Origin of the sequence: Psychroflexus sp. S27 (assembly GCF_002810405.1) — a bacterium.
Lineage (GTDB): Bacteria > Bacteroidota > Bacteroidia > Flavobacteriales > Flavobacteriaceae > Psychroflexus > Psychroflexus halocasei_A.
This window is the reverse complement of the sequence record NZ_NEXQ01000024.1, coordinates 385,902-398,470: the sequence shown is the minus strand read 5'-3', so window position 1 is coordinate 398,470 and position 12,569 is coordinate 385,902. Positions and strand designations below refer to the sequence as shown.

Annotated in this window: 12 protein-coding genes; 1 reads left to right on the top strand and 11 read right to left on the bottom strand. The window is 34.0% G+C overall.

All coding sequences use genetic code 11. The annotated features are described in order from the left end of the window. Positions 1–53 precede the first annotated feature (53 nt). Complete coding sequence (locus tag CAP47_RS09595) at positions 54–1,334, top strand: replication-associated recombination protein A (protein ID WP_100776416.1); 1,281 nt, start codon at positions 54–56, stop codon at positions 1,332–1,334. Positions 1,335–1,350: 16 nt separating this feature from the next. Here CAP47_RS09595 and CAP47_RS09590 read toward each other — a convergent pair whose 3' ends face one another. The 11 genes from CAP47_RS09590 to CAP47_RS09540 all read right to left on the bottom strand — a co-directional run bounded on the left by CAP47_RS09590 (position 1,351) and on the right by CAP47_RS09540 (position 12,566). Further along, positions 1,351–2,103, bottom strand: a complete 753-nt coding sequence (locus CAP47_RS09590; RefSeq protein WP_100776415.1) for a hypothetical protein — start codon at positions 2,101–2,103, stop codon at positions 1,351–1,353. Then, the gene (locus tag CAP47_RS09585) at positions 2,100–2,777 is read right to left on the bottom strand and encodes a YjjG family noncanonical pyrimidine nucleotidase (protein WP_100776414.1); all 678 of its coding nucleotides are present in this window, start codon (positions 2,775–2,777) and stop codon (positions 2,100–2,102) included. The genes CAP47_RS09590 and CAP47_RS09585 overlap by 4 nt, the downstream gene beginning before the upstream one ends. Next, positions 2,777–4,066: a DUF7033 domain-containing protein gene (locus tag CAP47_RS09580; RefSeq protein ID WP_100776413.1), complete on the bottom strand. Its 1,290-nt coding sequence runs from the start codon at positions 4,064–4,066 to the stop codon at positions 2,777–2,779. Before CAP47_RS09580 ends, CAP47_RS09585 begins: the two co-directional genes overlap by 1 nt. After that, positions 4,067–4,765, bottom strand: coding sequence for a RadC family protein (gene radC, locus CAP47_RS09575; protein ID WP_100776412.1), 699 nt, complete (start codon positions 4,763–4,765; stop codon positions 4,067–4,069). Positions 4,766–4,826: 61 nt separating this feature from the next. Further along, entirely contained in the window at positions 4,827–6,182 is a 1,356-nt protein-coding gene (locus CAP47_RS09570) for a UDP-N-acetylmuramate--L-alanine ligase (protein ID WP_100776411.1), read from the bottom strand. A 47-nt stretch (positions 6,183–6,229) separates the two neighbouring features. Continuing rightward, a complete protein-coding gene (locus CAP47_RS09565) occupies positions 6,230–7,084 on the bottom strand; it encodes a tetratricopeptide repeat protein (protein ID WP_100776410.1) in 855 nt (284 codons plus the stop codon). Further along, on the bottom strand, positions 7,084–8,337 hold the full coding sequence (gene rodA / locus CAP47_RS09560; RefSeq protein WP_100776409.1) for a rod shape-determining protein RodA: 1,254 nt from the start codon (positions 8,335–8,337) through the stop codon (positions 7,084–7,086). The genes CAP47_RS09565 and rodA overlap by 1 nt, the downstream gene beginning before the upstream one ends. After that, positions 8,338–10,203, bottom strand: coding sequence for a penicillin-binding protein 2 (gene mrdA / locus CAP47_RS09555; RefSeq protein WP_100776408.1), 1,866 nt, complete (start codon positions 10,201–10,203; stop codon positions 8,338–8,340). Continuing rightward, the gene (mreD, locus tag CAP47_RS09550; protein WP_238141027.1) at positions 10,200–10,691 is read right to left on the bottom strand and encodes a rod shape-determining protein MreD; all 492 of its coding nucleotides are present in this window, start codon (positions 10,689–10,691) and stop codon (positions 10,200–10,202) included. Before mreD ends, mrdA begins: the two co-directional genes overlap by 4 nt. A 4-nt stretch (positions 10,692–10,695) precedes the next feature. Beyond that, a complete protein-coding gene (gene mreC, locus CAP47_RS09545) occupies positions 10,696–11,526 on the bottom strand; it encodes a rod shape-determining protein MreC (protein WP_100776406.1) in 831 nt (276 codons plus the stop codon). A gap of 11 nt (positions 11,527–11,537) precedes the next feature. Then, the gene (locus tag CAP47_RS09540; RefSeq protein WP_100776405.1) at positions 11,538–12,566 is read right to left on the bottom strand and encodes a rod shape-determining protein; all 1,029 of its coding nucleotides are present in this window, start codon (positions 12,564–12,566) and stop codon (positions 11,538–11,540) included. Positions 12,567–12,569 lie beyond the last annotated feature (3 nt).

The following is a 12,569-nucleotide window of genomic DNA, read 5'->3' as shown; positions in this document are numbered from 1 at the left end:
CTTTCCAATCTACATCTTCTGCTATTGTGTCAGTAAAATTGTAATTTTGCAATATGAATACGCCATTAGCAGAAAGATTAAGACCCAAAACATTTGCCGATTACATGAGCCAACAGCACTTAGTTGGCTCACAAGGCTCTATCACTCAACTTGTTAAAAATCAAGTCTTACCCTCACTGATTTTATGGGGACCTCCTGGAGTTGGTAAAACAACTTTGGCACATATCATCGCTTCACAAACAGACAGAAATGTTTACACACTTTCTGCAATAAGTAGCGGTGTTAAAGATGTGAGAGAGGTGATTGACAAAGCAAAAAAGAATGATGGTTTATTCAGTAAACAGAAAAATCCAATTCTTTTTATAGACGAAATACATAGATTCAGCAAATCTCAACAAGATTCACTTCTTGCCGCTGTTGAAAAAGGCTGGGTTATTTTAATCGGTGCGACAACTGAAAATCCAAGTTTTGAGATTAACTCTGCCCTGCTCTCGCGCTGTCAAGTCTATACTTTAAAGCAATTCAGTGAGAATGATTTAAAAGAATTGCTTCAAAAAGCAATGAAAGATGATGACATTCTTAAAACAAAAGAGATTAAAATTCAAGAATACGAAGCTTTGATTCGTTTTTCTGGTGGTGATGCCCGAAAGCTTCTTAACAATTTTGAACTCGTTGTCAATTCCTTTGCAGCTAATGAAACCATCAATATTACAAATGCAATTGTTGCTGAAAGAATAAACCAACAAAGCACGCGCTATGACAAAAATGGTGAGCAACATTATGACATCATTTCTGCATTTATCAAATCAATAAGAGGAAGTGATCCAAACGCAGCCGTTTATTGGTTAGCAAGAATGCTGGATGGTGGAGAAGATGTAAAATTTATTGCAAGACGTTTATTAATATTGGCCAGCGAGGATATTGGTCTTGCAAATCCAACAGCTTTAGTTATGGCAAATAATACTTTCCAAGCAGTAAATACAGTAGGAATGCCTGAATCGCGTATTATTTTGAGTCAATGTGTAATTTACATGGCAACATCAGAAAAGAGTAACTCTGCATATATAGCAATCAATAAAGCGATGGTAGAAGTCAAAAGAACTCAAAATCTCAATGTTCCCTTATCACTAAGAAATGCACCAACAAAACTGATGAAAGACAGTGGTTACGGTGCAAACTATAGATACGCACATGATTATCCAGGTCATTTTGTGCAACATGAATTTATGCCAGAAAGTTTGACACAGACAAGTTTTTTTAAACCAACTGATAATAAAAGAGAGCAGCAGCTCAGACAGAAACTAAAAAAGCAATGGCCAAAGTACAATTACTAAGGCCATCTTGTTAGGTTTATTGAACTCTATTGAAGTTTAAGGTTTGTACTTCATCAATATCTTGATCTCTGTACTCAACTTTTAAATCACCTTTGGAAGTGAAATAAGCAGCACCTAATAAATCTCCTGATTTATAAATATAACTTCCTTTATCAGCAGCTTCTAATTCGGCAAATTTATTTTGGCTTGAGGCGAGATAGATCACAAAATGATCTTCACTTTTTTGAATCATCCAATAGGTTTGACCAGCAAATTTAAAAATAATTTTATCTAAAAATTTATCTTGGTCACCTGTACTTTCTTTAGCTTGATTTTCGTCAACTTGAACCAGCCTAAAATTGTTAGAAAGAGTTACATCTTTCGAAGAAAAGCCTTGAAAAGAACCACGAAGAGCCTCTACATAGGCCTCTTTAAATTTTTTAGAATTACTTACTCCTACCTCAGAAGTATAAACCGAATTATCACTACAATCCCGTAAAGAAAAGAAGAGTCTTTTTCTTAAAAAAGAATCCACTTCCTCTAATTCAAAGCGAAGATTTGAGCATGGGTTGGATTGAATTTCTAATGGCTTTTCTTCAACGTCCATATAAACATTAAATCCAGCTTCTTTGAGTAAAACACGTGCTAGAATATTAAGGTTATACTGATTTTTTTCTTTTAAAAAATCAAACTTCATAGGAACGGTAACACTCATTTTATTTTCATCAAAATCTTGAGCTTGTAAGCCAAGTGATAATGTAAATATAAAAAGTAAAAATAATTTTCTCATTTCAGTATTGTTTTTAATTCAGATAAACATGTGATTTGATGCCCGTCAAAGGTATCATCTTTGCCGAATAACACAGCATTGATCCCGAATTTTTGTGCACCTTCTACATCAGCTTCAATATTGTCACCTATCATTAAGCTCTCTACTTTTTTAGCTTGAGCTAAATTGAGCGCGTAAGCAAAAATATCAGGGTTTGGCTTTTTACAGCCAGCGTCATCAGAAGTCGTTAAAGTCTCGAAGAAGTGATCAATATTAGAACTCTTCATCTTTTTTGCTTGAACTTCCTTAAAACCATTTGTAATAATATGAAGTTGGTAAAAAGGTTTCAACTCAGACAAAATTTCAATTGTATTGGGAAATAACTGGTTGTAATTAGCTAAATTCTGAATATAATCTTCTGATAAAACAGATATCAAATCGTCATTCGCCTTGTATTTTAAAACATCAAAAGCTTCTTTTAAACGCGCATATCTCAAATCTTCTTTAGAGATTTTATTATGTCTAAAAAGTTGCCAATATTTTGCATTGATCGGTTCATAAACGGGTATGAAATCCGTCATGTCAACACCGACATTGTGATGATCAAAAATATGTTGAAAGGTTGATTTAGAGTTTGAATTAAAATCCCACAAAGTGTGATCTAAATCAAAGAAAAGATGCTTTACAGGCTGCATTAACTAAGTTTTTTTAAAAGTGTATATATTTTTTCGTGATCTTCATATAATGAAAAATCAGCATTGGTAAATGTTAACCGATTGATTAAACCCAACTTTCTTAAAATAGCAGATATTCTTAATAATTCTGCTTCAATAGCATTGAAACTTCCACTTTGAAGCGTGTCACTATTAAACAAATATGGATGTATAACAAGGCGTGTACTTTGCTCTAGATTAAGATCATAATACTGAAAAGCACTTGCTGTTCCTGCTCTAAAGCCAATTTGATTTGGGTAACCCATTGAATAATCATCTGTGATTTCAAGCTTGTTCATATGTTCAAAAACCAAAGGAAAATTCAATCCATCAGAATTGATAAGTGTTGCATATAAATTTTGGTTAACAATATTTTGCCATCTCTTTTTTTCCTTCTTAAAAATCAAAAAGTTATTGATGGCTTCGTACCCTGGTCTTAATCCTAGCTTTACATAATCGCCCATAGATTTTATCAATTTGTGATAAACACGTTTATTGTAGCTAATGCTTTTTGAATAACGCGTATAATCACTCAACTGAAAGTAAAAATCAAGAATGATATTTGAGTTTTGACCAAATTTAACCAGATCATCATAAACATCATAAGGATCTGGAGCCAACCTGAACATTGTCTTTAATCTCTGATAAATATTCAGAAAATCAAATTTGAATAAATCTTGAAAACTCGCTCCCAGCAACCTCACAAAACCCCTGTGCCTAAAAGCATAAGCTTGCTCAACTGAAATGTTGACTTTTGCTTGATAGTTTTTTTCAGTTTCAGGAAGTTCAAATTTTTGTTGTAAAAGATTTTTAAAACATTCAACCCACATTTCAATAACAGGGAGCGTTAAGAAGTTTTTCTGAAAAGCTAAGCTTTCTTCATACCCAAAGCATCCATATTCATTTTTCACATGAGGTTGATATTCTTCATATCGTGAGAGCAGATAAAAGCTTGCGGAAAATATATCAAAGGATAAATCACTATTATTCGATACTCTGAAAAAACAAGGACACTCTGCTTCTTCCCAATAATCAACCATGATGCTGACATCGTTGATACCATGTTCTTCTAAAAGGCCATATTGCTGAATGAAAATTTCGTTTCCAAGCTTCTTTTTGCAATAAGATATTTTTGGACCTTTAAAGCTAATAAAAGTTTCAATTTTAGAAGTAAATTGAACCTCAAAACCCATCATACGGCCACAAATATGATTAAAAATATAGCTAATCCGAGAGCTGTTTTTGGGCACGTAAACAAGTAATTCCTTCATTTATAATAATCCTTCATCTGCGAAACTAAAGTAAGATTTTTCTGTGATAATGAGGTGATCTAGAACTTTAATATCAAGAATTTCTCCTGCTTTCTTTACTTTTGCCGTTAATTGCTTGTCTGCCTGACTTGGCTTGAGTGTTCCCGACGGATGGTTGTGTGCCAAAATAATACTCGTTGCAGATTGGCTTAATGCTTTTTTAAACAATAGCCGTATATCGACCATCGTCGCAGTGATGCCGCCCTTACTCAAGTTGTATTTATGTATAACTTTATTTGAATTGTTTAACATCATGATCCAAAATTCTTCATGAGAAAGTTCTCCTATATAAGCATACATTAAATGATAAACATCTTGGCTAGATTTAATTTTAGTTAACTCGTGAGCATCCTCACTCCTTCTTCTTCTCCCCAGCTCAAGAGCAGCAACAATTGTAATAGCTTTTGCTTCTCCAATTCCTTTAAATTGCATCAAATCTTCAACACTAGCTTTGGCGATATTCTGCAATAAATTTTGATGCGATTTCATAATACGCTGACATAAGTTCACAGCAGATTCATTTCGATTCCCGGAACCTATTAAAATCGCAAGTAATTCAGCGTTTGTCAAGGCTTGTTTACCTTTAGCAAGTAACTTCTCCCTTGGTCGATCAGCAAGAGACCAAGTTGTGATAGGGAGTGATTCAGCTTGTTTTTTCATGAAAGAACTTTCCTAAAGATAATGATTTTTAAGAAACCAAAAGACAAACTGAAATTACCAACTACGAATGTTTATCCGAAAAGTCTTTAAAATTAAAACCTCCGTAATGACCGCTACTCATCATAAGTAAAACGTCTTTTTGATATTCTTTTTGTTCTAAATATTCGAGAACATCTTCAGCAGAAGTAAAAACTTTCAAATCTTTTCTCTTGAATTTATCTAAAATTGCTTCTTTTGATAAAATGTCTAATCTTTTAATTTCAACAGCTTTTGGTGAAAAGAAAACAATCGCTTCATCAGCTGCATCAAGTGTTGCTTCATATTCGTCTAAAAATTCAGAATTTAAACTACTGTAAGTATGTAATTCTAAACAAGCGATCAAATGTCTGTTTGGGTATTGCTTTTTAACAGCTGCTGTTGTTGCTTGCACTTTAGATGGTGAATGCGCATAATCTTTATACACGATCACATCATCAGATTTATGCATTAACTCCAAACGTTTTGAAGCGCCTTTAAAACTCGCAATCGCTTCATAAAAATCATTTTCATCAACGCCCATGTGTTGGCAAATCCACTTGGCACCTGCAAGATTTTGTAAATTGTGTGCACCAAAAATCTCTAGAGGCATTTCACCTTCTGGTGTTTCTATTGAAGTGACACCGTCATTTATCGTAAATTCAGGTGTTTGATATGGATGATTTCGAGTTGGCTTTGTAGCTTCTTCTGCTATTCTAACTAAATTTTTATCTTCAGCATTATAAACTAAAGTTGATCCATTTGTCATTGAATCTAAAAATAATTCAAATTGTTTAATGTAGTTTTCAAATGTTGGAAAAACATTGATGTGATCCCAAGCGATGCCACTTAATAAAGCAATATTGGGTTGATATAAATGAAATTTAGGTCTTGTATCTAGCGCAGATGAAAGATACTCATCTCCTTCTAATAATATGAAATCGTTTGTTTCAGTAAGGTGAACGGAGTTTTCGAAGTTATCTATTTGAGCACCAAGCATATAATCTACTTCGCGTTGATGATAATGCAAAACATGCAAAATCATTGCTGTGATACTCGTTTTCCCGTGTGAACCACCTATCACAACACGTGTTTTTTCTTTAGAATGCTCGTAAAGAAATTCTGGGTAAGAGTAAATATTTAAACCGAGTTCTTTGGCTTTAAGAAGTTCAGGATTGTCAGCCTTGGCATGCATACCAAGAATAACTGCATCAATATCTTCTGTGATTTTTTCAGGAAACCATCCGTATGCTTCAGGAAGAAGTCCATGGGATTCTAGTAAAGACTTCGAGGGATCAAAAATTTCGTCGTCACTTCCTGTGATTTTATCACCTTTTTCCTGTAAGGCAATAGCTAAACTATGCATTGCACTGCCGCCAATTGCTATAAAATGTAATCGCATATCAATGATTTTGATGTAAAATTAAAAACTTAAATGTTTTAATGAAGTTAGATTGAATCAATTTTCAGTTGAAGTTTTTCCAAAAGATGAATATCCTTTTTAGGGTTTTCTCTTCTAAATAATTCTTGAAATTTATTTCTTACTCTTGTTGACAAATATTGCGTTTTAATATCTTTTTCTAAAAGTTGTTGTAAAAATTCAGCATTATACGTTTGTTGATATGCTTCAATCAAGGTGATTATCTCTTTTTTAAAAGCATTTTTTTTATGATAAAGGTTTATCAATTTCTGGTAAGTCGTTGTTGATTGTCCTATTTCAACAGCTTTTTTATAATGAACCTCAGCCTGATCATAATTTTCACCGTAAACTTCAATATAACCAAAAGCCAAGGCTCCATCTACTGGGCTAATATCATGAAGTTGATTTGCATATTTTTCTGAAACTTTTTGGCTTCCTCCTATAATTCCAGGAAGTTCCATATAAAGTTGAATCAATGCCCAGCGCGTATCAATATGATTTCTATCTAACTCAGCTGCGCGTTTTAAATGATGTTTCACATCATCTAGTAAAAATAATGCCTGAAATTTTGAAGCATTTTTAGCCCACAAACCCAGCGTTCCTCCATATCGATAATGGTAATCGGCGTTATTCTCATCGCTTTCAACTAGTTCTTTATTAACATCAGAAGATTTTTCCCATTCTTTCTGATGTGCATATATTTCGCCTAAAAGCATTTTTGCCCTAACATCCTGTTGATTGTATTTCAAATGCTTTTTGACAACAACTTCAGCCTCTACATAATCCTTTTCTTTGATTTCATTTTGAGCTTGTGCATAGAAATCTTGCCCAAAAAAATTAAGTGGACAAAATATGATAAGGATAAAATTCAGAACAATTTTCATTAGTTTAAGCTGATTCGTTTAGCATCTAATTTTAGAAAGATAAAGATTAAAATTAAGAATCCCCATAATCCTGAACCGCCATAACTAAAAAAAGGTAATGGAATGCCAACTGTTGGGAACAAACCAATAACCATAGCGATATTGACAAAGAAATGAAAAAACAAAATTCCGAATACCGAATATCCAAAAACCCGATTAAATTGAGATTTCTGCCGTTCTGCCAAAAAGTAAAGTCTTAAAAGTAAAACTGCAAATAAAATAACAACTGTACTTGTTCCTAAAAAGCCCCATTCCTCTCCAACGGTACTAAAAATATAATCTGTGTGTTGCTCGGGCACAAATCGACCTTGCGTCTGAGTTCCTTTCAGCCAGCCCTTACCTGTCATACCGCCGCTTCCGATAGCAACTTGACTTTGGTACAAATTAAAAGCTGTTCCTTTTATATCAATGTCATCTTCCAAAAGTACATCAAAACGATCTTGCTGGTGTGGCAGTAAAACTTTATTAAATATAAAGCTGACTGACAATGAAAATCCAACAGCAATTAATACACTAAAAATATAGGGTAAAAGTTTTTTTCGCTTTGATTTATTAAATAAATAAGCCAAAGTCACAAGTAATATGACAATCGATGAAACGATAACAAAACCAAATTTTAACGTTAGAACAAATAGAACGCCTGCCAAAATTGCAAGTGTCAAGTACCAATGCGGTAAACCTTCTCTATATAAAGGGATGGCAAAGGACAAATAAATCAATGCGCTACCAGCATCTGGCTGCAACATGATTAATAAAATTGGCAATAAAATAATGACAAATGCTTTGAGCTGATTTTTAAATCTTTTTAAATTCACATCAATTTCACTAAGGTATTTTGCCATTGCCAAAGCAACTGTCGCTTTAACGAATTCTGCCGGTTGGATGCTAAATGAACCAAAGGAATACCAAGCTGTTTGACCTGCGATTGTTTTTCCAAAAAAAAGCAGACCTAACAAAGAGAGTAAGGCAACTAAATAAAAAACATTCGCAAACCGCTCATAAAACTTGACTTCAACTGATAAAATAACAATTACCAAAAAGAAACCCATAATAATCCAAAGGATTTGCTTCCCGTAAATTTCAGAAAAATCTAAAATATCTGCATTCGCATCGGTGACAGTGGTTGAGTAGATGTTTCCCCATCCGAAACCAATAAGAATCACAACGAGTAAAATACTGAACCAATCTAACTGAAAAAAAGTACGTTTTGACATTTAGTTCTCCTTTTCTTCTTTAATGAGATAAGGTTTTGCATACTCTTCTTCTAAGCTGTTTGACAAAATCCATTTCTCTAAATCTGTTCTTTCAATTTCATCTTTTAGATATTTTTCAATCATCAAGCTTGAAATTCTACCTGCGTAAGTTGAACCAAAACCTCCATTTTCAACAAAAACTGCAATTGCAATCTCTGGATCATCCTTTGGTGCGTAAGCCACAAAAATAGAATGATCTTCAAGTTGAACGATTTCACCATTGATACGCGTTTTATTTTCAGCAGTTCCTGTTTTTCCACAAACCTCAATACCGGGAACTCTCAAAAAGCGAGCTGTTCCGTATTCATAGGCATTATGCATCCCTTCGATAATCGGATCGAAGTTTTCTGGCTTTATTGTCGTATAGTTTTTCTTAGTGTATTCTTCAAATTTAATAGGCTCACCATTAACCTCTTTTAAAATATGCGGCTTGATATACCATCCTCTATTTGCTATTGCTACAATCCCATTAGCCAATTGAATTGGAGTTGTTAGCACTTCACCCTGACCTATTGCATTAGAAAGTGTTGCAGTTGCGTACCATTCATACTTAGGATATTGGTAAGCGCGGTTGTAATAATCTGCGTCTGGCACCAGACCTTTTCTTCCTACAGGTAAATCGTAACCTAGATAATTTCCAAAACCAAAACTTTCTAAATGTTTTCTCCAAACTTCAATTCCTTCTTGAGGTGTGTCATATTTTTCTATAGTATGACGATAAACTTGTGCAAAATAGGCATTACATGAATATGCCAACCCACTCACTGCATCAACAGGATTTTTGTGATGGTGGCAAGCCATTCTCGCGCTACGTCCGTATGAATAATAACCTTTGCAATAGTATGTTTCATCTGGTGACATCACATTTTCTTCTAAGCCAATTAAATCTGTGAAAGCTTTAAATGGTGATCCTGGAGGGTAAACAGCTTGAAGCGCTCTATTGTATAAAGGCCTAGAAATTGAGTCATAATACATTTCCGTATAATTACGTGAACGTTTACGACCCACTAAAATTTCAGGATCATAAGAAGGTGCTGTGACCAAACTGAGTATCTCTCCCGTTTTAGGTTGTATAGCGACAATTCCTCCTCTTTTATTTTTCATCAACTTCTCGCCGTAAGCTTGCAGTTCAGAATCTATAGTTAAGCTTAGATCCTTTCCTTTTTTAGAAATCGTATCGTATTTCTTGTTTTTATAAGGTTTGATATTTCTATTAAATCTATCCCTAAGAAAGTGCTTAACACCTCGCGTTCCTTTAAGTAAATCTTCATATTGTTGCTCAACTCCTCTTCGACCAATAAAATCACCAGACTGATAGTAAGCATTCTTTTTAATATCCCTTTGATTCGCTTCAGCGATATAACCCAAAATGTTTGCACTATGACTCACATTGTAATCACGTAAAGATCTTTTCTGAATGTAAAATCCAGCATATTTATACATACTTTCTTGAACGTAAGCATACTCATCTTTTGTTAACTGAGGTGTCACAACTGAAGCCAAACGCGGAGAATAAATAATTGCATTTTCAATACGATCTTTTAAACGCTCTGGAGTCAAATTAAGCAAATCAGCTAAAGCTAAAGTATCAAACTCTTTGACATCATTAGGCACAATCATCACATCATAGGCAGGTTGATTTCCAACGAGTAACTTCCCGTTACGATCAAAGATATATCCACGTTGAGGGTAATCATAAACCTTACGTATGGCAATATTTTGAGAGACATCGCCATAAGAATCATCAATCATTTGAATATAAAACAAACGCGTCAAAAAAATAATGACTGAAAAGCTTACCAAAACTAAAGGGAGTAATTTTTTCATCTCAATTTCTTTTTGACTAGACTCATCATTAGCATAATTAATAAAATACTAAATACGGATGATAAAAGCAATTTTTCTAAAAATAAGCGCCAAAGATCAAAACTAAAAACCTCTAAAGCAAAAAGAACTGAATGATGTATAAAAACCAATAGAGCGACGTAAGTCATTTTTTTAAAAAAACCTTCATGCTTGATGCTTAAGGTTTGATAATCATAACTTAAGCCAAATGTCAAGTGCAAAAGCTGTGGCCTAAAATAAGCGGCGACCAATGTAGCAGAAGCATGAATCCCACCTGTACTTTCAAAAATATCAATCGATAAACCTAGAATAAAAGACAGAATTAATGTTTGGACACGGTTTGCATGTGGCGGCAATAAGACCAAGAACATGATATAAACATAGGGAATCACAAAACCAAACAAATAAACTTCGTTAAGGATGAGCGTTTGCAATAAAACCAAACCTATAAAAGCAAATATTTTTTGCAAACTTTTATTCACTTTGCTCTGTATTTTCTAATAATTCCATTGCTTCTTCTTTGTCCTTTCTTTTAACAACGTAAATTTCACCGAGATCTGTCATGTCATTAAATAATTTAATCTGAATATCATAATAACCTCGATTTAAATCTAACTCAAAACCTTTAACGGTACCAATTAAAACTTCTCCTGGAAAAATAAATGATTTTCCTCCCGTCGTAATTGTATCACCAACATTAACTTTAGCTGATCTAGGCACATCAATCAAATTGACAATATAAGGATCTTCACCAACCCAAGTTAGGGTTCCAAAATGATTACTCTTTTTTAACTTAGCATTGATTGAAATATTCCGGTTTAATATAGAAATAACGCGTGTAAAATTTGCAGAAACTTGTTCTGTGATGCCAACGACACCTAAACTTGAGAGAACTGCCATACCAGGTTCTAATCCATCTTTATCACCAGAATTTAATAATAAGTAATTATCGGTATGCGAATAATTGTTGGCTATGACTTTAGAAGTATAAACTTTGAAAATCGTGTCATTGAAAACAACTGAAGTATCTATTTTCGGCAATTGTTGTTGACGATATTGATAAAGTTCTTCTTGTAAATTTTTATTTTCTTGTAACAGAACTTCATTCTGAGAAGCTAGCCTGAAGTAGTCACTAACATTTGTCTTCATTTGGAACAAATTGCCAGTCACGCCATTTGCAGCACTTATTATTTTCGAATTTTGATAATCGTGTGCTTTAACGGTTAAACTCAAGCCTAAAATCAACAATCCTATAAATACCAATCCAGCCTTATACTTGATAAGAAAATTGAAAATCTGCTGCATGGATTATGGACTTATTGAATTAAAATCGGCTTAAATTTTTCGATATTTTTCAGTGTAATTCCTGTTCCCCTCACTATCGATCTCAAAGGATCTTCTGCTATGTAAACTGGTAGATCTGTTTTTTGAGACAAGCGTTTATCAAGCCCACGAAGCATTGAACCTCCACCAGCAAGATAGATTCCTGTATTATAAATATCAGCAGCAAGTTCGGGTGGTGTTTGTGATAAAGTTTCCATCACTGCATCTTCGATGCGCAAGATAGACTTATCTAGTGCTTTTGCTATTTCTCTAAAAGAAATTTCAACTTGCTTAGGTTTTCCAGTCAGCAAATCACGTCCTTGTACATTCATGTCTTCAGGAACTGTCTCTAAATCTTCAGTTGCCGAACCAATTTGAATTTTGATTTTTTCAGCTGTGCGTTCACCTACGAATAAGTTATGTTGGGTACGCATGTAATAAATAATATCATTCGTAAAAACATCTCCTGCAACTTTTACTGATCGGTCACACACAATACCACCAAGCGCAATAACAGCAATTTCGGTCGTTCCTCCACCGATATCAACAATCATATTTCCTTTAGGCTGCATGATATCAACACCGATACCTATCGCAGCTGCCATAGGCTCATGGATCAAATAAACCTCCTTTCCATTAACGCGTTCAGCTGAATCTTTTACAGCACGCATTTCAACCTCAGTAATACCACTTGGAATACAAATAACCATACGTAAGGAAGGTGTGAACAAACGTTTTTTAAGTGCAGGAATTTCTTTGATAAACATACTTATCATTTGCTCACTGGCATCAAAATCGGCTATAACACCATCTTTAAGAGGACGAACAGTTTTGATATTTTCATGAGTTTTACCTTGCATCATCGCAGCTTCATTTCCGACAGCGATTATTTTACCACTAAGTCTATTTCGCGCAACAATTGAAGGACTATCAACAACAACCTTGTCATTATGTATAATTAATGTATTTGCTGTTCCTAAATCGATAGCAATGTCCTCAGTTAAAAAATCAAAAAATCCCATGCG

Coding starts and splice junctions, on each gene's coding strand:
- CAP47_RS09565 (WP_100776410.1), bottom strand. CDS start 7,084: ATGAAAATTGTTCTGAATTTTATCCTTATCATATTTTGTCCACTTAAT.
- rodA (WP_100776409.1), bottom strand. CDS start 8,337: ATGTCAAAACGTACTTTTTTTCAGTTAGATTGGTTCAGTATTTTACTC.
- mrdA (WP_100776408.1), bottom strand. CDS start 10,203: ATGAAAAAATTACTCCCTTTAGTTTTGGTAAGCTTTTCAGTCATTATT.
- CAP47_RS09540 (WP_100776405.1), bottom strand. CDS start 12,566: ATGGGATTTTTTGATTTTTTAACTGAGGACATTGCTATCGATTTAGGA.
- mreC (WP_100776406.1), bottom strand. CDS start 11,526: ATGCAGCAGATTTTCAATTTTCTTATCAAGTATAAGGCTGGATTGGTA.
- CAP47_RS09590 (WP_100776415.1), bottom strand. CDS start 2,103: ATGAGAAAATTATTTTTACTTTTTATATTTACATTATCACTTGGCTTA.
- CAP47_RS09595 (WP_100776416.1), top strand. CDS start 54: ATGAATACGCCATTAGCAGAAAGATTAAGACCCAAAACATTTGCCGAT.
- CAP47_RS09580 (WP_100776413.1), bottom strand. CDS start 4,066: ATGAAGGAATTACTTGTTTACGTGCCCAAAAACAGCTCTCGGATTAGC.
- radC (WP_100776412.1), bottom strand. CDS start 4,765: ATGAAAAAACAAGCTGAATCACTCCCTATCACAACTTGGTCTCTTGCT.
- CAP47_RS09570 (WP_100776411.1), bottom strand. CDS start 6,182: ATGCGATTACATTTTATAGCAATTGGCGGCAGTGCAATGCATAGTTTA.
- CAP47_RS09585 (WP_100776414.1), bottom strand. CDS start 2,777: ATGCAGCCTGTAAAGCATCTTTTCTTTGATTTAGATCACACTTTGTGG.